Source organism: Beijerinckia sp. 28-YEA-48 (genome assembly GCF_900104955.1).
In the GTDB taxonomy this organism is placed as follows: domain Bacteria; phylum Pseudomonadota; class Alphaproteobacteria; order Rhizobiales; family Beijerinckiaceae; genus Terripilifer.
Map to the genome: position 1 here is coordinate 1604797 of NZ_FNSI01000001.1, position 20944 is coordinate 1625740.

The following is a 20944-nucleotide window of genomic DNA, read 5'->3' on the forward strand; positions in this document are numbered from 1 at the left end:
AACCGGCCGAAAACTGGTTAATATGGCCATTGGAGACCCGTTAATTTCGCAAAAAAGTCGGCTGGCTGGGACAGCTTGCGGATGTATTTTCCCGCTTGTAACGGCGCGCGGCAGGGCCACATTTGAGCGGTCACGCCGGATCGTCGGACGGACACAGCTTCTGCAGCAGGAGTGCCTATGCCCGACGTACATCCCTTTAATGACGGCCCGCGCCTGAAAATCGTCGAGGTCGATCCGTCCCAAATCTTCAGCCCGCTGGCGGTCGAGGACGAACAGGCGCTCGTCGAGGCTGTCCGCCTGCTCGAATATACCTCAATGACCGCGCGCCTGACCCATGTGCTGGGCAAGCAGATTTCCGGCGTCGGCAATTTCGTGCCGGCTCGGGTGCGCAATCTCGCCGGCAAGGCCGCCTCGCTGGCGCTCAGAGGCGCGATGAAGATTGCCCTGAAAAGCCTCGATCAGAAGCCCGGTACGGCCAACACCCTTTATCATAAGACGCTGGCAACGGCGTCGGGGGCCGCCGGCGGTGCCTTGGGCATCGCCGCCCTGCCTATCGAACTGCCGATCTCGACGACGATCATCCTGCGCGCCATCGCCGATATCGCCCGCAGCGAAGGGGAAAACCTGAAGGACCCCGAGACGGCGCTCGCTTGTATGGAGGTCTTCGCCCTTGGCGGCCGCTCCGAAGTCGATAATGAAATGGAGAGCGCCTATTTCGCCGCCCGCGCCTTCCTGTCGAAATCGATCAGCGACGCCGCCAAATATCTCGCCTCCCAGGGCGCGGCGCAGGAAAGCGCGCCGGTCTTCGTCAAGCTGATCACCCAGATCGCGGCGCGGTTCGGGGTGGTTGTGACGCAGAAGGCCGCGGCGCAGGCCGTGCCGGTGCTCGGCGCGATCGCCGGGGCCAGCATCAACTATGCCTTCGTCGACCATTTCCAGGGCTTGGCGCGCGGCCACTTCACCGTTCGCCGCCTGGAGCGCAGATACAGCCCCGAACAGATCAGGCTGGAATATGGGCGCCTGGTCGCGGTGTGGCGCGCCAACCGGGAAACCGAATAGGCCAGCGAATAGGTTTGGCGCGGGGCACCGGCCCCGCGTGCCAAAAAACACATCTTGCTCGAGCGGGAAGAATTAGTGATCAGCTAAGACGGCACTTGCGCCTGGAGAGCGATCATGAAAACGGCCCCGCTTCTGTTGACCCTGTTCGCGACAGCGGGCCTGCTGCATGCCGCTTCGGCCTTGGCCGCCGAAAGTCGCTACACCAACCTCGGCAACCAGGAGTGCAAGCTCGATCAAGCCGCGTCAGGCCAGATCAAGCCGCACGAGGACTTCAAGCCACTGCTCTATCGGTGCAACGGCCTTGGCGAGCGTCAGGTGAGCGTCACCTATCACGGCCTGATGGTGCGCACGACCTTGGCTCGGGCGGACGGCAAGAGCCTCGACGTCCTGACGCCTTACGATGCCGGGCCGAGGATCGAATGGCGCGGTGAAGGGCGCTCCAGCGCGTTTGCGCCGACGGCCGCGATCTTGCGGCTCTCGGCCAGGGGCGATGATGGACGCCCGGCCTCGGCGCTGGCCGTTCTGAAACTCACACCGGAACAGGACTGTCTCCTCGCCATCATCGACGTGAAGGCCAATCGCAACGCCAATGAATTGGCGCGCGACGCCGCCGATGCGGCCGCGACGGCCAGTTGCGGCAGTGCGCGCATGATCGGCGCCACGGGGTCGACGGGGACGGAAATCCTCGATCTCAACAAACGCTGATCAGACCGGAAACTTCCGTTCCGCCCATTCCGGCACCGCCTCGATCAGGCCGCCGAGATGGCCCGAGGTCAGGAACAGAACCGCCGCATCATCGCCTATCGTTTTACCGATGGCGTCGACCGCAGTGGCCTTATCGTCGATCGCTTCGACCTTATGGCCGGACGCCGCAATCCGCGCCACGATATCGGCCTGGGTGACCTGCTCATGGGTGCCGGCGCCCTGCTCGGCTGGATGCCAAACGAAGGTTTGCGCGGCGCCGTCGAACACGTCGTCGTACCAATGCATGGTGGCGCGGTTGCGCCAACTGAACGTATGCGGCTCGAAAACGACGATCAGCCGGCGATCGCCGAAATGCTGCTTCATCGCCGCGATGGCGCTCTTGGCCTTGTCATAGGACGAGCCGAACCCTTCGAAAATCGGGATGCGCGTCAGCTCCGACTTGCGGTCGAGCCGGCGCTTGATGCCCTTAAACGAGGCCATGGCGCGGGCGAACTGCTGCGCGCTCACATAGCCCTGCCCGATAAGGAAGGCGCCGACGCCGAGCATGTTCTCGATGTTGTGCAAGCCAAGTTGGCCGGTTTCGACCTGGGCGACCTCGGCTTCCCCCTGCACGATGCGAAAGCGCGTGCGCTCGCCCCAGGCGATGTCGCGCACCTGCCAGTTGCCCTGGGCAATGCCATAGGTGGTCACGGGGCGCTTCACGCTGGCGAGGAAACGGCCGCTTAATTCGCCGCTGGTCGAGGCGAGCACAGCGCCTTGTGCCGGCACCATGTCGATAAGCTGTGTGAACGGCGCCAGATAACTCTCTACCGTCGGAAACACATTGACATGGTCGTGGGCCAGCGGCGTCAGCAACAAGTGGGCTGGATGATAGTGCAGGAATTTCGAACGATCGTCTGTGTTTGACGAGGGATATTCATCCCCTTCCAGAAGGAACAGTTCGCCTTTGCCGACATGGGCCGCGGTCGGCGGCGACAGCGGCACTGCGCCGATCATGAAGGATGGATCGAGGCCGCTTTCCAACAGTGCATGGGCAAGCAGCGAAACGCTCGTCGTCTTGCCGAAGGAACCGGCGGCAACCACGGCGGTTTTATTCTGTGACAGATGACCCAGCACTTCGGCGAAGGACATGATCGCCCTGCCGCTGTCCTCGGCCGCGCGCACTTCCTCATTGGTGGCGCGCACCAGTTTGGCATTCTTGCCGATGACGAAGAGATCGGCGTCGGGGGGAATGTTGTCGGCGGCGTAAGGTGTGCGATAATCGAGCTTCTCACGACGGAGCACGTCGGAGATCGGTGGATAGACCGCTTCGTCGGATCCTGTGACGGCGAGGCCGGAATCGCGCAGCAATTTCGCGGTGGCGCTCATGCCGACACCACCGATGCCGATGACATGTGCCTTACGATAAGGAAAACCGTTCAACGCCTGCTCCGCCTTGGGCCAATCGCATCTCAAGCGCCGAATCGCGCGTGCCGACCATAGCAGAGCAGAGAAAAAGCGATCCGGGCGGGGGCCTGATTCCCCGCCCGGATCTGACCAAATTTGATCTAGGGGACCTCATTTGGCTTGGTGAATCATAGCATCCTATTGTGACGCTGCATCCGGCAAAAATGAGTCCTGAGCGAAGAAATTCCGCCGAAAATCGCGCGATTCGAGAGGATTTTGGGTATTTTTTGCTTGAAACTCGGGTTTTAGCCCTGTGCCCGCCCGGGTCGGAACGCCCTTCCACGGGGGGATGGCCGACCACTGCGGGAGGTCGCCAACTGACCGGTCGCGGCACCATGGTCGTCCACAGCGTACGCCAGCAGAATTTTTCGTTGCCGCTGTCGGCTATAAGCTCGCGCATTCGTCCTTGGTTCAACGAAGGAATGCCCGATGCTTTATGCGATCCTCTGCTATCACTCCGAAGACGTTGTCTGCTCCTGGCCGAAGGAGAAGGACGAACAGGTGATGCGCCAACTCACCGAAGTGACCGACAATCTCGCCAAGGCCGGACGCCTTGGTCCGGTGGCCCGCCTCCTGCCCACCACCGCCGCCACGACAGTTCGCGAGAACAAGCGCGAGGACATGCTCGTCATCGATGGCCCCTTCGCCGAGACCAAGGAGCAACTGCTCGGCTTCTTCGTCATCGACTGCGCCGACCTCGACGAGGCAGTCGCGACCGCCAGACAGCTCATGCAGGCCAATGACGGCGCCACCTATGAAATCCGGCCAATCGGCTTTTTCAATCCGGGCGTGCAGGTCTTGCCGGGCGTGCAGGTCATGCCAGGGGTGAAGATCACGTGACGGATCTCGCCTGGATCAATGGCGCACTGACCTCGGCCCGGCCCCAGGCCGTCGCCGCGCTGCTGCGCTATTTTCGCGATCTCGATACCGCTGAGGAAGCTTTTCAGAATGCCTGCCTGCGGGCGCTCAAATCCTGGCCGCAGAATGGGCCGCCGCGCGATCCCACCGCCTGGCTGATCATGGTCGGCCGCAACACCGCCATCGATGAGGTGCGGCGCCGGCGCAAGCAGGAAGAACTGCCTGACGAAGAGCGCATTTCCGACGACAGCGACGCGGAGAGCGAAATGGTCGACCGGCTCGACGGCGACCATTACCGTGACGACGTGCTGCGGCTCCTGTTCATCTGCTGCCATCCGGACCTGCCGGCCTCGCAGCAGATCGCCCTGGCGCTGCGCATCGTCAGTGGCCTCAGCGTCAAGCAGATCGCCCGCGCCTTTTTGGTCGGCGACAGCGCCATGGAACAGCGTATCACCCGCGCCAAGGCCCGCATCGCCAAGGCCGATGTGCCGTTCGAGACGCCCGGCGCCATCGAACGCTCGCAACGGCTCGCTGCCGTCGCGGCGATGATCTATCTGGTGTTCAACGAAGGCTATTCGGCCAGCGGCCCAACGACACCCGATCGCGAGCCTTTGTGCGACGAGGCGATCCGCCTGGCACGCCTCCTGTTGCGCCTGTTCCAAACCGAGCCTGAGATCATGGGCATGACGGCACTGCTCCTGTTGCAGCACGCCCGTGCGCCAGCCCGGTACGACGGCAACGGCGAGATCATCCTGCTTGAGGATCAGGACCGCACTCTGTGGAAAAGCGCCTTGATCACCGAGGGGCTGGCGCTGATCGACAAGGCCATCCGCCACCGCCGGCCGGGGCCCTATCAGGTGCAGGCGGCCATCGCCGCTCTGCATGCCCGGGCCAAGCGGCCGCAGGACACGGATTGGGCAGGGATCGACGCGCTCTATGCGACGCTGGAACAGATGCAGCCCTCGCCGGTCGTCACGCTCAACCGGGCTGTCGCGGTTTCCAAGGTGCGCGGCGCCGCCGATGCGCTCGCCATGATCGAGCCGCTGGCCGCGAAGCTCTCCGGCTATTTCTATTTCTTCGGCCTCAAGGGCGGGCTGCTGCTGCAACTCGGCCGCGCTGGTGAAGCCCGTATCGCCTTTAACCAGGCGATCGCGCTCGCCCAATCGCCGGCCGAAGCCGCGCATATCCGCATGCATATCGACCGGTTGATCGCCGAGACCGGCGACAAGCAGGCGTCACACGCCTGAAATTTTCGCGCATCGATGTCGGCATCGCGCCCCATCATTCGTCCTTAGATCAGAACGGCCGCAGCGCCCTTGCTGCCGCCAATGAACCAAACGACGGAGGCAGTAGTGGTAGACGTTGCATCAACAACCGGAAATTCCAACAAGAGAAATTCCAACAAGACCTGGTTGTGGACCGGCCGCATCATGAGCGGCCTGGTCGTCGCCTTTCTCATCTTCGATGGCGGGATCAAACTGGTGCCGATCGCGCCCGTCACCGAAACTTTGCAGCAATTGGGCTATAGCGGCACGGTTGCGCAAGCACGCGGCCTCGGCATTCTCACCTTGGGGATCGCGCTGCTCTATGCGTGGCCGAAGACGTCGGTTTTCGGCGCCGTGCTGCTGACCGGCCTTCTCGGTGGTGCGATGGCCACGCATCTGCGGGTCGACTCGCCGCTCTTCAGCCATCTGCTGTTCGGCCTCTATCTCGGCCTCATCGCCTGGGGCGGATTGTGGCTGCGCGACGCCAAGTTGCGCGCCTTGTTTCCGATCCGCTTCTGAACTGAATCCCAGGAGAACGACGATGACACAGACCAACACCGCGGATCGCGAACTCGTGCTCACCCGCGTCATCAATGCGCCGCGTGAAAAACTCTATCGCTGCTGGACCGAGCCGGAACTGATGAAGCAATGGTTCGCTCCCGCCCCTTATACCACACCCGAAGTGAAGATCGACGTGCGGCCGGGTGGCTCAAGCCTGGTGGTGATGCGCAGCCCCGAGGGCACCGACATTCCCTGCCCCGGCGTCTATCTCGAAGTCATCCCGAACAAGAAGATCGTCGCCACCGATGCCTTCACGCAAGCCTGGGTACCCTCGAACAAACCGTTCATGACCCTCGTGTTGACCTTTGAGGATATCGGCAACGGCCAGACCCGCTACACGGCTGTGGCGCGACACTGGAGCGTCGAAGATCGCGAAGCGCATGAAAAAATGGGCTTTCACCAAGGCTGGGGCACTTGCACCGATCAGCTTGCGGCGCTCGCAGCGAAAATCTAGAAATCGGTGCGCGCATGGCCCTGGGCGTGTGATCCCGCCCGTGGCAGAATGCAGGCTTCTTTCATGGAGCTTGTCATGCGCGCTGTTCATCTCGCTCTTGCGGTCGCGACCGTGATCCTTCCCGCCGCGACCGCGCAGGCCCAATCCTGCGGTCAGCTTTGGTATCAGCGTAACGCCGTCTATGCGGAAGCTGGATACTGCTTTCAGACGCAACGCGCCCGCGCCGAATTCGGCGAAAACTGCTTCCCACCCTATGGCCGCTTAAGCCCGCGACAGCAAGCACAGGTCAATGCCGTTCAGCGCCAGGAAGATTTGCGCGGATGCCCGCGCTGAAGAGTGCACTATGCTGCCAAATTGCGCTCACCGCCGCCATTGACTATGAAGCAGTCTTTCAGTCCACACACCGAGTGGCCCAAATTAGGTGACAATGCGATGAGCACCAGCAAGAAACTGCGACAGATCGGCAAGTCTGGCATCGAAACGCCGGCCATCGGCCTTGGCTGCATGTCTCTCACCGGCACGTATGGCGCCAGCACGGACGAAGCCAGCATCGATGTGATCCGCGCCGCGCTCGACAACGGCGTCACGCTGCTCGACTCCTCCGATATGTATGGCGACGGTAAGAACGAAGAACTGATCGCGCAAGCCATCAAGGGCCGCCGCGACCAGGCCGTCATCGCCACCAAGTTCGGCAATCTCGGTGGCCGTGGCGGCAAATTCGCCGATGGCAAGCCCGAGACCGTGGTGCGCTCCTGTGAGGCGAGCCTGAAGCGGCTCGGCATCGAGACCATCGATCTTTACTATCAGCACCGAATCGATCCCGATGTGCCAGTGGAAGAGACAGTCGGCGCGATGGCGCAACTCGTGGCGCAAGGCAAAGTGCGCGCGCTCGGCCTGAGCGAAGCCAGCCCGGAGACGATCCGTCGCGCCCACAAGGTGCATCCGATCGCTGCCGTGCAGAACGAATTCTCGCTGCTCTATCGCACCGAAGCGGAAGAGACCCGCCAGACGACGCGCGATCTCGGCATTTCCTTTGTCGCTTATTCGCCGCTTGGCCGTAGCCTGCTGACCGCAGCCGTCGTCGACGACTCGTCCTTTACCGAGGGCGATGCGCGTCGTCGCCATCCGCGCTTCGCCGCGGACAATCTGGCGCGCAATGTCGATCTCGTCGGCCGCCTCAAGACGATTGCCGAGGAAAAGCGCTGCACGCCGGGCCAGCTCGCTTTAGCGTGGCTGCTGGCGCAAGGCGACGATGTCATCGCCATTCCCGGCACTAAGCGTCGCGAGCGCCTCATCGAAAACATCGGCGCGTTGAATGTCGAACTCGGCGCTGACGATCTGCGTCGTATCGCAGAAGCCATTCCGAAGGGCGCGGCTGCCGGCTTGCGCTATCCCGAAGGACAGATGGGCAGCGTGTTCCTCTAAGCCGCGAAGCACTACGACGGTAAAACTCCGCCCATTGTCAATCTGCCCTGTCCGGTATAATTTTGGAAAGTGCAGAGGGAGACAGGCCACCATTGTGGCTTGTCTGCACAAATGGGGGAACGCATGATCAGGAAAAGCCTGCTCGGGCTCTGTGCTTTTGCTGGATTTCTTTCAGCCTTGCCAGCAGCGGCGCAAACCTGGCCGACAAAGCCGGTTCGTTTCATCCTCCCCTTTGGGCCCGGATCGGGCATCGATATCACCGCACGTCTGCTGCAGGACCGCCTCAGTTCGAAATGGGGACAACCGATCGTCATCGAACATCGACCTGGCGGCGATGCGCTGATCGCCATTGGCGCCTTCGCCAACGCCGCCGACGATCATGTTCTACTTTATGCCTCGCTTGCGAACTTCCTGGCGCATCCCTACCAGCATGAAAAGCTGCCCTATAATCTCGCCCGCGATATCGCGCCGATCGCCAGGGTCAGCGAAACTGTTCTGTCGGTCTCGGTGCCGACCGCGCTGGGCATCAACAACCTGAAAGAGCTTGTCGCACGCGCCCACGCTGAGCCCGGTAAATTGAGTGGTACGTCATCGGCTGGCATCGCCGCCTTCACCTGGTCGGCATTCATGAAGAACGAAAAGATCGACATCCCCCAGGTGCCCTATCGTGATGCGGTGATGGCGCCCAACGATCTCAGCGAAGGCCGGCTGCAAGTCATCTTCGGCGCGCTTGCCGCGATCGGCCCCCAGCTCAAATCCGGCAAGGTGAAGGTGATCGCGGTCAGCGGCAACAGTCGTTCGCCACTTGCTCCGGAAGCGCCCACAGCTGCCGAAGCCGGCTTCCCCGTTCTCAATGCCGCGAGTTCCGTAGGTCTATTTGGCCCAAGCAGCATGTCGCCGGAATTGCGCGCCCGCATCGGCGCCGATGTCGTAGCCGCCGCCTCCGATCCCGCATTCATCGAACGTGTCACGATCACAGGCCAGGCTGTGGCACCGGCCGGTGCGGCTGCGATGGAAAAGAGCTTGCAGACGCAGACTGAGAATGTCGCCGAGATCGCCGCTCAATTGAACATGAAGCGGTTGAGCCGCGAGTAATCGCGGCTCAAATCAGCAAGACCTAAACTCGTATCAATGCCCAAAGAGTTCACCTCCTCGATAGACACTGCTGATTTTCGACTGCGCCGCTTAAGTCTTTTGCACTAGGCGTGCGACGCACGTCACGCACTCTCAACAGCTCTCACAAGCCCGTGAAACGGCTCTCCCGACGGTATTCGTGCCCACATCATGTCGCATGATTTGGGCACGGCAAAACCACCCTAAGGAGAGACGCTATGATCAAGTCCCTTGTTTTTGTTGCGGGTGCCCTCGCGGCAACCTTGGCTCTATCGGGCCCCACCTTCGCGAAGAGCAGCATGACTGCCAAGCATAGGCACTATCGCGCCATGGTCACGGAACCGGCGCCTGCCTACGTCCCCTACTATCCCGCGCCGGCCCCCATTCTTTCGCCGCGCCAGTTTGATCCGCAACGCGCCTATCAGGGCCGCGACCAGACGCTGGATTTCAACAACCACTACTATTGATTCTGAACGGTATCGTATCGTTTATATCTATAATTTTCAATAACCTATCGCACTGCAATCACGAATATTCACGAGCCCGTGAGAGACCCTCGAAAAGCTGGTTTGGGCGCATACATCATGACCAGACGCCGATCGACGTCTCTACGCTCCGGTGCCAATGCGGGCCGCAGCGTCTGTAAGAAAATGGAGAATTACCATGACCCGTTCTTTAGCTCTTGTTGCGGGCGTTTTCGCCGCGACCGTTGCTTTCTCTGGCGCCTCGTTCGCGCAGAGCCGTCCGTCTGATGCCACTCTCGACTCTTATGTGGCACCGCAGGCCGCCGTGGCTGCGCCGACCATTCACCGTAGTGCCCAGGACCTGCGTCAACAGCGTCTGAGCGATCTGCGCCAGGAGACCACCTCCGCTGGCCAGCCGCTTGCCCCGACGGTTGCTCACAACATCACTGTGACCGCCAAGGATCGTGCGCTGCAGGCGATCTACAACGATCAGGACAGCACGCTCGACTAATCTCGATGCTGTCGTAAGATTGAGTTTGAGTTTCTAAAAAAGCCGCCGCGTTCTCAACGCGGCGGTTTCTTTTTTGCTGACGTCCGTTCAGACTTTTGCGCTCACCACAGCCACTTCAGCTTCTCATCACAAACACTCACGAGCCCGTGAGATAGCGATGCAAAAACGAAATCGACACCTACATCCTGATGGTGACGCCGATTGACGTCTTCGCTTCAGCGCCAACAAGGGCTGGAGCATAAGCAAGATGAAGTATGGAGAATTAAGATGACTCGTTCGTTTGCTCTTGTTGCGGGCGCTTTCGCCGCGACTGTTGCTTTCTCTGGCGCCTCGTTCGCGCAGAGCCGTCCGTCTGACGCCACCCTCGACTCTTATGTGGCACCGCAGGCCGCCGTGGCTGCGCCGACCATTCACCGTTCCGCTAAGGATTTGCGCCAACAGCGCGTGAGCGATCTGCGCCAGGAGACCACCTCCGCCGGCCAACCTTTCGTTGCCGTGCCCGCGCAGGGCATCACGCTGACGTCCAAGGACCGTGCCCTTCAGGCGATTTACAACGATCAGGACAGCACGCTCGACTAATCTCGACGCTGTCCTAGGATCAAGTTTGAGTTTTTTTTAAAAACCGCCGCGTTCATCAACGCGGCGGTCTCTTTATGCAGTTGCCCTGCCGTGTGCGTTTGCCATACTGATCGTCCCCCAGTTGGAAACGCCTTTATATGTCGACGGCTCCCGTTATCGTCTGGCTACGCAACGATTTGCGGCTCAGCGACAATCCGGCTCTTGCGGCGGCGATTGCGACCGGCGCCCCTCTCCTCGTCATCTATATTCTGGAAACAGGAGTGCGCGCACGAGGCGGCGCCAGCCGGTGGTGGTTGCATCATTCGCTCGATCAGCTTTCCAAGGAACTGAGCAAGCGCGGTGGCCGCCTCGACATATTAGAAGGATCCGCCATCGCTCTTGTCCCACAGCTCGCCGACAGACTGGCCGCAAGCCATGTGTTCTGGAATCGTCGCTACGATGCAGCCGGCATCGAAATTGATAAGACCCTTAAGGCGGAACTGCTGAACGCCGGCACGCATGCCGAAAGTTTCAACGGTCAGCTTCTGAATGAACCCTGGACCATGACGACCAAGATTGGCGGCCCCTTCAAGGTCTTCACACCTTACTGGCGGGCCTGTCTCGCCATGCCCGATCCCGATGCACCGCAACGTGCGCCTGCCAAAATACAGGCCGCGGACTGGACGTCAGGCGCGCCGGCGCGCAGCAAACTCAGCGACCTTCATCTGCTGCCTCGCAAGCCCGATTGGGCGGCAGGCCTGCGCGATGCCTGGACCCCAGGCGAAGCCAGCGCACGCCAATGCCTATCAACCTTTCTCGACGAGGCTCTGCCGCATTACGCCGACCAGCGTGACCAACCGGGTAAACGCTCGACGTCCAGGCTGTCCGCGCATCTGGCCTTTGGCGAAATTTCACCTCGCCAAGTCTGGCATGCGGCTCACCATGCCGGACAGCGTTCGCCGGCCCTGGCGTCCAATGTCGCAAAATTTCTGTCCGAGATCGGCTGGCGAGAGTTTTCTTATCACCTGCTGTTCCACAATCCGGATCTGGCACGAAAGAACTACAATGTTCGTTTCGACGATTTTCCGTGGCGAACATCAGCCGAGGACGAGAGCGCCTGGCGCAAGGGGCTGACCGGCTATCCGATTGTCGATGCCGGCATGCGGGAACTCTGGCAGACCGGCTTCATGCATAACCGCGTCCGCATGATCGCAGCCTCATTTCTCATCAAACATCTGCTGCTCGACTGGCGCCTCGGCGAAGCCTGGTTTTGGGATACGCTGGTCGATGCCGATCCGGCGAACAATGCGGCGAGCTGGCAATGGGTCGCCGGCTCAGGCGCCGATGCAGCGCCCTACTTCCGCATTTTCAATCCGATCCTGCAGGGCGAGAAGTTCGATCCCCTGGGCCGATATGTTCGCACCTACGTGCCAGAACTCGCGAACGTGCCCGACGCTTATCTGCATAAGCCCTGGACCGCACCGACCGAGATCTTGAGCAAGGCCGGCGTCGAGCTCGGCGTGACTTATCCGAGACCGATCGTCGATCATGCGCAGGCCCGCGCTCGTGCGCTGGCAGCGTTCAAGACCCTAGATTAAGAACCGCGTTTGCGCTTCTCATAAGGGTTGCTGGTGGTGCGCTTGGAGATGCGGATAGGCACGCCCGGCAGTTCGAACGTCGCGCGCAATCCGTTGATCAGAAAGCGCTCGTAGCTGACCGGCAGCGAGTCGAGCTGATTGCCGAAGATGACGAAATACGGCGGCCGCGCCTTCGGCTGCGTCATGTAGCGGATCTTGATGCGGCGGCCGGAGACGGCTGGTGGAGGCGTCTGTTCGACGGCGCCTTCCAGCCAGCGGTTGATGCGGCCAGTGGAGATACGCTTATTCCAGACTTCGTGCGTGCTCAGAATCGCCTGCATCAGCTTGTCGATGCCAGTGCCTTCGAGACCCGAAACCGGCACGACGGCAGCGCCGCGCACCTGCGGCAACAGACGGTCGGCTTTCTCGCGCAGGTCGCGCATGAGCTTCTGCGGGTCCTCGATCAAATCCCACTTGTTGACGCCGATGACCAGCGCCCGGCCCTCGCGCTCGACCAGGTCGGCGATGGTCAGATCCTGTTTTTCGAAAGGGATCGTCGCGTCGAGCAGGAGGACGACCACTTCAGCGAATTTCACCGCCCGCAGCGCGTCGCCCGCAGCCAGTTTCTCGAGCTTGTCCTGAATGCTCGCCTTGCGGCGCAGACCGGCCGTGTCGAACAGCTTCAACTTGCGGTCGGGCCCATGGCGAGGCGTCCAGACGAAATCGACCGAGATCGAATCCCGCGTCACGCCGGCTTCCGGGCCGGTGAGCAGACGGTCTTCGCCGACGATGCGATTGATCAAGGTTGACTTGCCGGCATTCGGACGACCAACGACGGCGATGCGCAGCGGCTTGGTCGGATCAAGTTCGCTGCCATCTTCCTCGTCGCCGAGAACGAGCGGTGTGGCGCCCTCCTCGTCGTCTTCGGCCGGCAGCGCGGTTTCGTCCGGCAGCGCTTCGCGCAAGGCGGCATAGAGTTCGCTAAAGCCATCGCCGTGCTCAGCCGACAAGGCAATCGGATCACCAAGACCAAGCGAAAAGGCTTCATAAGCGCCGGATTCACCCGTTCTGCCTTCCGCCTTGTTGGCGATAAGCACGATGGGCTTGTCGGCGCGGCGCACCAGGTCGGCGAAATGCCGGTCCGTCGGCGTGATGCCGGTGCGTGCGTCGATGACAAAGAAAATCGCGTCGGCCGAAGCAATGGCGGCTTCAGTTTGCGCCCGCATGCGCCCGGTCAAGGAATCCGGGTCGCTTTGTTCGAGGCCGGCGGTATCGATGATCGAGAAGTCGAGATCGCCCAGATGCGCGTCTCCTTCACGCCGGTCGCGGGTCACCCCGGGCCGGTCGTCAACGAGAGCGAGCTTCTTGCCGACAAGTCGATTGAACAAAGTCGACTTGCCGACGTTCGGCCGCCCGATGATGGCGACGGTAAAATGCATGATCGTCCAATCCAGGCTATTGCCCGGTCGTTGCCCCGGAAGCGACAAGGCCGAGAAGTGTCGAGGCGCGGTCGCGGGTTGATTGCGGTGTTTGCGGATCAGCGACGACCATGTCGAGCCAACGACCGGCGCTCTGCATGTCACCGGCCTTCAGCGCGGCGAGGCCGAGCAGTTCGCGGGCGGTATGGCGGAACGGGCTCGTCGGCGCGGCTAGCGGCTCAATGCGCTGCTTGATTTCGGCCTGATCGGCGTCGTCGATGCGCAGATAGGCGGCGCGTAGCTTGGCGGCTTGCTGCAGCAGAGGATCGACAGCGCTGTCAGCGGCGATCGCATCATAAATCTGCACCGCTTCCTTGGGATCGCGGGTGCCGATCTCATCGGCGGCGCGCAGGCGTGCCAGCACCTGGTAGCCCGGGTTGCCGGTCTTGGCGATCTCGAGGAAAGCCGCTTCGGCCTCCTTCGGCTTGCCATCGCGCACCAGTTGCAGCGCCGCCTGGAACTGGGCGCCGGAGGCCTGCGCCGCTTTCAGGCGCTGCGTTTCCCAAATGCGCCAGCCAGCGGTGGCGGCCACCACCAGCACGGCCACGGCGATGATGATGTTTTGATACTTCTGCCAAAACTTGGCAGCTCGGTCGCGGCGATATTCTTCGTCGACCTCGCGGATAAAATCGGACATGGACTTTCCGGAAAAGGGTGAGCCTGACTCAAACAGGCGTTCTGCCATGCGGTTAGCACGGACTCGCGGCGAAGGCGAGGCTCACGGCGGAAGGCGGCAAAATCGCCCCTGTCGGCGTTAAGCGCCACTTTCCAACAGGCTGCAGCGCTGACCGCGCACCTTTAAATACCTATATAATTCAAATCGATAAGATAATTTCCAAATATCTAAGTTTAATAGATATCCAACGCTTCGAAGCGGTCCGCAAGCCATTAGCTTGACGCTGCACCACCAAGCTACGAGAACGAAAACATAAAGCCCGCACCGTAATCGCGGACGAGCGGAGGAAAAAATCGACCAAACCGTGAAGACCACGCCCACACCGGCCGAGCCGGATGTGCCGTGGCGGGTTCAGCTTCCCATCTACCTGACAGGCTTCTTTTCCAACAGCCTGAACGATGTCGCCGGCATCATCTTGCCGCTGTGGCTGCATGGTCAGAACGCCTCGGCGGCGACCGTCGGCCTGGTCATCGGCGCCCGGCATATCCTGCCCTTCTTCTTCGCCATCCATGGTGGCGCCTTGATGGACCGTTTCGGCGCCCGGCGTTTGATGGTCTGGTGCTGCCTGTTAAGTATTTTCGCCATTCCGCTGTTTCCGATCGTCGTTTGGCTGCCAGGCGTCTTCCTCTTGCAGATGCTCAACGGCTATGGCTCAGCCATTGGTTGGCTTGGCGCCCAGACCCTGTTTGGGCAGAACATGCGCGGCAGTCACAAACTGGCCGGGCGCTTCGCTTTCATCCTGCGCATGGGCAGCTTCATCGGACCGCCGATCGCCGGCCTCGCCTGGGATCATATCGGCGTCGCCGGCGGCTTCGCCGTTTTGACCTTTTGGGCGCTCGGCACCCTCGTCTCCGCCCACTTCGCCCCCGCGGCGCCCGAGCGCGGCAGCGGCGCCATGGCCCACAGCTTTCGCTTCGCCGATTTCATGCCGCGCGTTGCCGACTATTCCGCCGCGCTGCGCATGGCCGCGCTGCCGGGCATGACCATTGTGCTGATGATTACGGTCATCCGTATCGGCGCCAGCAGCGTGCAGGATTCCTTCTATCCGCTTTATCTGTCGACGATCGGCTTTTCGGCGACGCAAATCGGTGTTCTCGTCACCGTCTCCTCGGCGGTTGCCGCCGTCGGCGCACTGTTGGTGGGCCCGGTCGTGCGGGTGGTTCCGCCGATCTGGACCCTGATCCTGTCCACGGCGGTTTCCGTGATTTTCGTCGCGGCCACGCCACTTTTGACCGCCTATCCGGCCTTGGCGACGACGGCGGCTTTGCGCGGCCTGGGCATGGGCCTTAGCCAGCCGCTGATGCTGTCGATGCTGATCGAGGCGTCGGGGCGGAAATCCCAGGGCATCGGCGCGGCACTACGCACAACGGCCAATCGCGCCGCCGCCGCCATCACCCCGACGAGCATGGGCATTGTCGCCTCGGTGGGCACGCTCGCCGCCAGTTTTTTCCTGGTCGGCGGCGTCATGCTGACCGGCCTGGCGGTGATCAGCATTTATGTCCGCCGCCGGCCTCATCTCACCTATTAGAACTGTGATCAGTGCCTTCCGGCAAGGTTAGAACGTCCTGCAAAAATCGCGACTTGATGCTATATATGATGAAACCTCGACAGGATCGCCGGTCGCTTGTTCAACCGGTTTTGGAGTGAATGCCATGCCGTCGCAGCCCGAGTGGAAACTTCCCTCCAGCCTGCAGCCCAAAGCGCACGACTACACCTTCGATCTGGACGACGCCCTGTCGTCTGTCGTGGCGTTGACTGCGCGCGTTCCAGAGGAAGCCTTTACGGCCGAGACGCTGGGCACAGAGCGCGGCGGCAATGCGGTGCTGATCAACGATCGCGGCCTGTTTTTGACCATTGGCTATCTGATCACCGAGGCCGAGGAAGTGTGGCTGCGCTCCAATGACGGGCGCACCTTCGCTGGCACGGTCATCGGTTACGATCAGGAAAGCGGTTTCGGCCTGGTCCAGGCCCTGGCCCGGCTCGACCTGCCGCATCTGCCGCTGGGCAGTTCGGCCGCGGCGCGCGCCGGCGATGCGGTGATTGTCGCTGGCGCCGGCGGTCGTGAGCATTCGGTCGCCGCGCGCATCGTCGCCAAGCAGGAATTCGCCGGCTATTGGGAATATGTCCTCGACGAAGCGATCTACACCGCCCCCGCTCATCCCAACTGGGGTGGTACGGCGCTGATCAGCGAGAACGGCGATCTGCTCGGCGTTGGCTCCCTGCATCTCGAACAGGGCGGCGACAAGGGCGAGCGCGGCCATCTCAACATGATCGTGCCGATCGATCTGTTGAAACCCATTCTCGACGATCTCGTCCGGCTCGGCCGCCGCAGCATGCCGCCCCGGCCGTGGCTTGGCATCTATGCCGCCGAGATCGAGGACAAGGTCGTGGTGGTCGGCCGCAGCCAGCGCGGCCCGGCGCGGCGGGCGGAATTGAAGAACGGCGACATCGTTCTGGCTATCGGCGGCAAGCCGATCAGTTCACTGGCCCAGCTCTACCGCACCATCCACGCCCAGGGGAATGCCGGCTGCGACATTCCCATGACCCTGCATCGGGATGGCGTGACCTTCGACGTCAGCGTGCGCTCGGGCGACCGGGCGCAAATGTTCCGGGCACCGAAGCTGCATTAGGGATCAGGACCCCATTGATCAGGAAAGCGGTCGAAGACGACGAAGCAGCCATTCGCGCCTGTGCCGAAAACGCTTATTCCCCCTATGTCGCAGCGATAGGTCGCAAACCAGCTCCGATGGTTGCTGATTTTGCGTCACAGATCGCCGCTGGTCAGGTCTATGTGGCGATGAATGAAGCCGATCATCTGCAAGGCTTCATCGTATTCTCTGCGCGAGAATATTTTATGTTTCTCGAGAACATCGCGGTGCAGCCTGCCGCGACGGGTCGAGGGATTGGCAAATCGCTGGTCCGGTTCTGCGAGGACGAAGCCCGGCGTGCGGGTCTAAACGCCGTGCATCTCTACACGAACGAAAAGATGACGGATAATCTCTCGATCTATCCTCGCCTTGGATACGTAGAGGTTGAGCGCCGCACGGAAGATGGCTTCAACCGCGTTTTCTTCGAGAAACATTTGAGCTGATAATGCCGAGAGCAGCCCGGCTTCTGGCTTCGTCCAGGCTGCAGTTGGTTTGAGACTAGGCCAAGCCTGCTGCGATCTTGCGCAGCTCGTCTGGCGTATGCTCGCCGGCAAGCGGCGTTCCGGGCACGAGATATTTTCCCTTCGCCAAGCCGCCGACGAGAACAGCTTCAAAGCCGATGTCCTTAATCAGACTGCTCGCCAGCGCGATCGCTTTCGCGTCGTCGCCAGCGATCGGTATTCCCAGTGACTCACCGCTACGGTGGGCCGCCTTAGGGAGCGCTGCATAGTTGATGGCATTGAAGGCGCGTACGATGCGCGCGCCCGGCAAGATTTTAGCTGCTGCCAGGCCCGCGCCGCCTTCATCGTTGACCTGTTTCACCAAGTCAGCGCCATCACGACCGGCGATGGGGTTCGATATATCCAGGACCAGTTGCTTGGTCGCCAGGCCACTGCCGAAATCCTTGCCGATCTGCGCCATCGCTGTGTAGGGCACGGCAATCAGAACGACATCGCCAAAGGCAACGGCCTGCGCAGTGGTGCCGGCCTGGGTGTTTGGGCCGGCAGCCGTGACCAGGTCTTTCAGCGCGTCTGGATCAAGAGCCGAGAACATGACTTCGAACCCCGCCTTGGCGAACAAGGTTCCGAGCGTGCCGCCTTGTCGGCCGGCGCCGATGGTCGCGATTTTGGGCTTGGGATTGCCGATCACTTGCGCAAAAGCCGGCGACGCCGCGAGCGCCAACGCACCTGTCGCTAAGCCAAGAAAATCACGACGATCGATAGAAAAAAACGGTGGCCTCATCATGGTTGACATCCGTGTAGGCCCAGCGCCGCCACGACCCTAGTCGGGGCGCAGGCGGTGGCACAAATCACGATTCCGACAGCAGACGCAGACCGCGATCATAGCGATTTAATACACTATAAAGATTGAATATTTTTCCGATCGCCAAGATGGAGGCCGGCCATGTGCGCCAACGCACGGCAACCCAACGCAGCCACGGGCATAAGAGCCTCACGAAGGCCGAGGCAATCGGCCGACAGGAGAGGCTCATGTCCCGCAATCGCATCAATATCGAAGGTGAAGACCGCGGATATGCCAATGTCCGGTTTGGCCGCACTCTGGCGATCGCTCTTTCGACGCTCGTCATCGGTGGCGCCTTGGTTCTGGCGCAAGGCAATGGCGTCAAGGCGGCCAATGGGGCGACCGTGCAAGTCGCCGTCGTGAAAGTCGCCGTGGCCGAGACTGTCGCGCTTGCCCCAACGACACCGCAGGCGGCCGTCACACAGGTTCAGCCCCGCAAGGCCGTCCGGGTCATTCCGCTCTACAATATCCCGGCGGATCAGGCTGCGGCGCAGCGCTAATTGCGAGACCGGACATCTCAAAATTTGGCGCATCCGTTGCCAACACGGTGCGCCGCCTAAAGCTATTTACCGCTGATCACTCATTTGGTCAGACGTTTGCGGTTGGCGCGAACCGTGCGCCGAACCTTACGTACCATCGCATCGGTTGAACCGCCCAAGGCCATATGAGTGGCCGCTTCCGCGAACGCGAAACCCTTTTCACTCACCATGCGGTTGGCTTCGTGCATCGCCGCAGGGCCGCCGAGAGCCAGCTTCGCCATGCGCAGACCAATCACCTGCTGCGATTCCAGGACCAGCATCGCCGTATCAAAGCTCAATTTTGCAAAAGCATTGATCATTGAAAACAGACCATTTCATTCATTTGGCCGGCGGCAAAAACCGTCGGCCAGGGGTATCTCCCCTACGGATATAGGCCAAAACACAGCCGTAACAATAACAATTGACAAGTTTCTGTACCACAATGCGGTACTTCCACCGCTCATCACCCAGACGTGAGGCTGGAATGGAGGACCGGGCGGTAGCCAGCAACCATCGCGCGTACCGTAGAGGGCGGCGTCAACATAAACGGGCGGGACAGTTCCGTCTCACTGCGCCGATAGCCCCTAGGCGACCAGACCCACGGACGGCCGCCCACCACCGCATAATCGACGTCCCCGTCCCGCACCATGACACCATCGGGCAGCGCGGCGATGGCGGCGGGTAAAACATGCAGGCGCTTGCTTTTACGCTTGTGCTTACCCCTGCCCTCGCCTTCGAGCCGTTCGCCGTGGAGAACCCCGTCCATCACCGCGACCTTCGGCAAGGCGACGCCGTTCCCCTCAGCCCAGGCCGCCTGAAAGCGCTTGGCATCCTCGCGGCGGCAGAAGAAGCACGGCCGGTGGCCAGCGGCCAGCGCCGTCGCTTCGTCGAGAAAGAACAGTTCGGTCCAACTGCGCTGCGCCATCACGGCGCGGCGACGGCCCCGGAATTCGCAGACGCAGACGATCCAGGCGTGTGTTGTCCAACGACGCTTCAGCAAAGTGCGCGTCGCCGGGTCGTGAATGATGCCGCGATTGCCTGTGAACGTGCCGCGTTCGGGAATAGCGACAATCTCGCCATCCGGCAGCACGCGGTTCTGCAGAGGCATCAGCCCAGCTTTTCGATCAGAGCCTGCGCCGCGGCGGGATTGCGCTCCTTGTAGCCGCCGATGATGTAAATGAACACATCGGTCGGTGGCGTTTTCGTTTTCGGCAGCGGCGCGATAGCAGTCATGCCCTTGGGAATATCGCCAGCGGCCCAGGCACGTGCCGCCTCAGCCCATTTGTCGATGGTGGCGGTGGTAAAGCCACCCTTCACGTTGTCATCGGTGATGGTGATGCGCGCATAAACGAAATCGGCCGTGCGGTCGGCGATTTGCAAATAGGAATTACCGGCGGCGCAAACGATGGCAACGCCATGCCGGCGCGCCAGTTCGATAAACTCCGGCGTCGAAAAGCTGTCGTTGCGCACTTCGATGACATGACGCAGCGGCTGGCCTTCAATCTCCTTCGGCAGCAGCGCCAGGAAAGCGCCCATGTCGGCAGGATCGAACTTCTTCGATGGATGGAACTGCCAGTTCACGGGCCCAAGCCGATCCTTGAGTTCGGCGATGCCGCTGCCAAGGAAGCGCCCGACGGACTCACCCGCCTCCGCCAGCACGCGCCGGTTCGTCGAAAAGCGCGTGCCCTTCATCGAAAAGATGAAACCGTCCGGCGTCTCATTGTGCCATTTGATGAAACTGTCGCGCTTCTGCGCGCCGTAATAGGTGCCGTTGATCTCGATCGAGGTCATATGCCGGCTGGCGTATTCGAGTTCACGCTTTTGCGTCAGTCCGTCCGGATAAAAGGTTCCGCGCCAGGGCTCATAGGTCCAGCCGCCGACCCCGATTCTGATATTGGCTTTGGCCGCTTTCGCCATCACGCTCTCCAAATTTACATCAACAGCAGCAGACCACCGATCACCGCCGCATTGCCGAATAGATTGCTCACATGAAAGTGCCGCCGCAGCGGGTCCTCGACCAGCCAGAAACGGTGGAAAATGGCCGAAGCCGCGAGGGTGAAGACGATCAGCAACACGGCGGCGATCGGCGCCCTCCAATTCAGCGCCAGCATGATGCCGGCGACGATTTGCACCGCGAAGCCGATCCACAACGTCACCCAGGGAAAAGGAATGCCGGCAGCGATCATCCGGTCCACATGCTGCTGCTGTTTCCACCCCGCATTCATGATGCCCGTGCCGATGAACAGAAGGGCGATCAGCAGTTGTCCCACGATCTGCAGCACGGTTTTATCAGCATACATGATGGCGCTCTTGGTTGGGGCACGAA

The 20944-nt window shown here is 61.4% G+C and carries 25 protein-coding genes; 17 read left to right on the forward strand and 8 right to left on the reverse strand.

Annotation, left to right across the window (positions count from 1 at the left end):
- Positions 1-177: 177 nt before the first annotated feature.
- Both BLW50_RS07560 and BLW50_RS07565 read left to right on the forward strand, forming a co-directional pair.
- A complete protein-coding gene (locus BLW50_RS07560; protein WP_090699787.1) occupies positions 178-1059 on the forward strand; it encodes an EcsC family protein in 882 nt (293 codons plus the stop codon).
- A 114-nt stretch (positions 1060-1173) separates the two neighbouring features.
- Entirely contained in the window at positions 1174-1764 is a 591-nt protein-coding gene (locus BLW50_RS07565; protein WP_090699791.1) for a hypothetical protein, read from the forward strand.
- Here BLW50_RS07565 and BLW50_RS07570 read toward each other — a convergent pair whose 3' ends face one another.
- The gene (locus BLW50_RS07570; protein WP_090699793.1) at positions 1765-3186 is read right to left on the reverse strand and encodes a UDP-N-acetylmuramate--L-alanine ligase; all 1422 of its coding nucleotides are present in this window, start codon (positions 3184-3186) and stop codon (positions 1765-1767) included. It lies immediately after the preceding gene.
- Between the two features lie 453 nt (positions 3187-3639).
- On the opposite strand from BLW50_RS07570, the gene BLW50_RS07575 reads away from it, so the two are divergent.
- The 11 genes from BLW50_RS07575 (at position 3640) to BLW50_RS07625 (ending at position 12017) form a co-directional block, all read left to right on the forward strand.
- Positions 3640-4050, forward strand: coding sequence for a YciI family protein (locus tag BLW50_RS07575; RefSeq protein WP_090699796.1), 411 nt, complete (start codon positions 3640-3642; stop codon positions 4048-4050).
- Complete coding sequence (locus BLW50_RS07580) at positions 4047-5315, forward strand: RNA polymerase sigma factor (RefSeq protein ID WP_090699800.1); 1269 nt, start codon at positions 4047-4049, stop codon at positions 5313-5315. Before BLW50_RS07575 ends, BLW50_RS07580 begins: the two co-directional genes overlap by 4 nt.
- A gap of 183 nt (positions 5316-5498) precedes the next feature.
- Entirely contained in the window at positions 5499-5852 is a 354-nt protein-coding gene (locus BLW50_RS07585) for a DoxX family protein (RefSeq protein WP_244544450.1), read from the forward strand.
- A 22-nt stretch (positions 5853-5874) separates the two neighbouring features.
- The gene (locus BLW50_RS07590; RefSeq protein ID WP_090699811.1) at positions 5875-6348 is read left to right on the forward strand and encodes an SRPBCC family protein; all 474 of its coding nucleotides are present in this window, start codon (positions 5875-5877) and stop codon (positions 6346-6348) included.
- 75 nt (positions 6349-6423) lie between these two features.
- Positions 6424-6681 carry a YARHG domain-containing protein gene (locus tag BLW50_RS07595; protein ID WP_090708836.1) on the forward strand — a complete coding sequence of 86 codons (258 nt, stop codon included), beginning with the start codon at positions 6424-6426 and terminating at the stop codon, positions 6679-6681.
- Positions 6682-6780: 99 nt separating this feature from the next.
- Positions 6781-7773 carry an aldo/keto reductase gene (locus BLW50_RS07600; RefSeq protein ID WP_090699813.1) on the forward strand — a complete coding sequence of 331 codons (993 nt, stop codon included), beginning with the start codon at positions 6781-6783 and terminating at the stop codon, positions 7771-7773.
- Positions 7774-7896: 123 nt separating this feature from the next.
- Positions 7897-8868: a Bug family tripartite tricarboxylate transporter substrate binding protein gene (locus BLW50_RS07605; protein WP_170850040.1), complete on the forward strand. Its 972-nt coding sequence runs from the start codon at positions 7897-7899 to the stop codon at positions 8866-8868.
- 236 nt (positions 8869-9104) lie between these two features.
- Positions 9105-9353 carry a hypothetical protein gene (locus BLW50_RS07610; RefSeq protein ID WP_090699820.1) on the forward strand — a complete coding sequence of 83 codons (249 nt, stop codon included), beginning with the start codon at positions 9105-9107 and terminating at the stop codon, positions 9351-9353.
- A 196-nt stretch (positions 9354-9549) separates the two neighbouring features.
- On the forward strand, positions 9550-9861 hold the full coding sequence (locus BLW50_RS07615) for a hypothetical protein (RefSeq protein WP_090699824.1): 312 nt from the start codon (positions 9550-9552) through the stop codon (positions 9859-9861).
- A 267-nt stretch (positions 9862-10128) separates the two neighbouring features.
- A complete protein-coding gene (locus tag BLW50_RS07620) occupies positions 10129-10440 on the forward strand; it encodes a hypothetical protein (protein ID WP_090699827.1) in 312 nt (103 codons plus the stop codon).
- 137 nt (positions 10441-10577) lie between these two features.
- Positions 10578-12017, forward strand: a complete 1440-nt coding sequence (locus BLW50_RS07625; RefSeq protein ID WP_090699829.1) for a cryptochrome/photolyase family protein — start codon at positions 10578-10580, stop codon at positions 12015-12017.
- Here BLW50_RS07625 and der read toward each other — a convergent pair.
- Positions 12014-13435 (reverse strand): ribosome biogenesis GTPase Der, encoded by a 1422-nt coding sequence (gene der, locus BLW50_RS07630; protein ID WP_090699832.1) that lies wholly within the window; start codon positions 13433-13435, stop codon positions 12014-12016. The two genes, BLW50_RS07625 and der, sit on opposite strands and share 4 nt — an antisense overlap.
- A gap of 16 nt (positions 13436-13451) precedes the next feature.
- Positions 13452-14111 (reverse strand): tetratricopeptide repeat protein, encoded by a 660-nt coding sequence (locus BLW50_RS07635; RefSeq protein ID WP_170850041.1) that lies wholly within the window; start codon positions 14109-14111, stop codon positions 13452-13454.
- Between the two features lie 343 nt (positions 14112-14454).
- Between BLW50_RS07635 and BLW50_RS07640 the strand changes: the two genes are divergently transcribed.
- From BLW50_RS07640 to BLW50_RS07650, 3 genes are all read left to right on the forward strand, one after another.
- Positions 14455-15678, forward strand: coding sequence for an MFS transporter (locus tag BLW50_RS07640; protein WP_090699840.1), 1224 nt, complete (start codon positions 14455-14457; stop codon positions 15676-15678).
- A gap of 124 nt (positions 15679-15802) precedes the next feature.
- A complete protein-coding gene (locus tag BLW50_RS07645) occupies positions 15803-16780 on the forward strand; it encodes a S1C family serine protease (protein WP_090699845.1) in 978 nt (325 codons plus the stop codon).
- A gap of 14 nt (positions 16781-16794) precedes the next feature.
- Positions 16795-17241: a GNAT family N-acetyltransferase gene (locus BLW50_RS07650; protein ID WP_090699850.1), complete on the forward strand. Its 447-nt coding sequence runs from the start codon at positions 16795-16797 to the stop codon at positions 17239-17241.
- Between the two features lie 55 nt (positions 17242-17296).
- Here the strand turns inward: BLW50_RS07650 and BLW50_RS07655 are convergent, their stop codons facing one another.
- The gene (locus tag BLW50_RS07655; RefSeq protein WP_170850042.1) at positions 17297-18043 is read right to left on the reverse strand and encodes an NADPH-dependent F420 reductase; all 747 of its coding nucleotides are present in this window, start codon (positions 18041-18043) and stop codon (positions 17297-17299) included.
- A 245-nt stretch (positions 18044-18288) separates the two neighbouring features.
- Here BLW50_RS07655 and BLW50_RS07660 point away from each other — a divergent pair, with 245 nt between their 5' ends.
- Complete coding sequence (locus tag BLW50_RS07660; RefSeq protein ID WP_139267520.1) at positions 18289-18600, forward strand: hypothetical protein; 312 nt, start codon at positions 18289-18291, stop codon at positions 18598-18600.
- Between the two features lie 80 nt (positions 18601-18680).
- Here the strand turns inward: BLW50_RS07660 and BLW50_RS07665 are convergent, their stop codons facing one another.
- The 4 genes from BLW50_RS07665 to BLW50_RS07680 form a co-directional block, all read right to left on the reverse strand.
- Positions 18681-18938 carry a hypothetical protein gene (locus tag BLW50_RS07665; RefSeq protein WP_090699860.1) on the reverse strand — a complete coding sequence of 86 codons (258 nt, stop codon included), beginning with the start codon at positions 18936-18938 and terminating at the stop codon, positions 18681-18683.
- 143 nt (positions 18939-19081) lie between these two features.
- Positions 19082-19726, reverse strand: a complete 645-nt coding sequence (locus BLW50_RS07670; RefSeq protein WP_090699863.1) for a hypothetical protein — start codon at positions 19724-19726, stop codon at positions 19082-19084.
- The gene (locus tag BLW50_RS07675) at positions 19726-20535 is read right to left on the reverse strand and encodes a DUF72 domain-containing protein (RefSeq protein WP_090699866.1); all 810 of its coding nucleotides are present in this window, start codon (positions 20533-20535) and stop codon (positions 19726-19728) included. Before BLW50_RS07675 ends, BLW50_RS07670 begins: the two co-directional genes overlap by 1 nt.
- Before the next feature lie 14 nt (positions 20536-20549).
- Complete coding sequence (locus tag BLW50_RS07680; protein WP_090699869.1) at positions 20550-20918, reverse strand: DoxX family protein; 369 nt, start codon at positions 20916-20918, stop codon at positions 20550-20552.
- Positions 20919-20944: the final 26 nt, after the last annotated feature.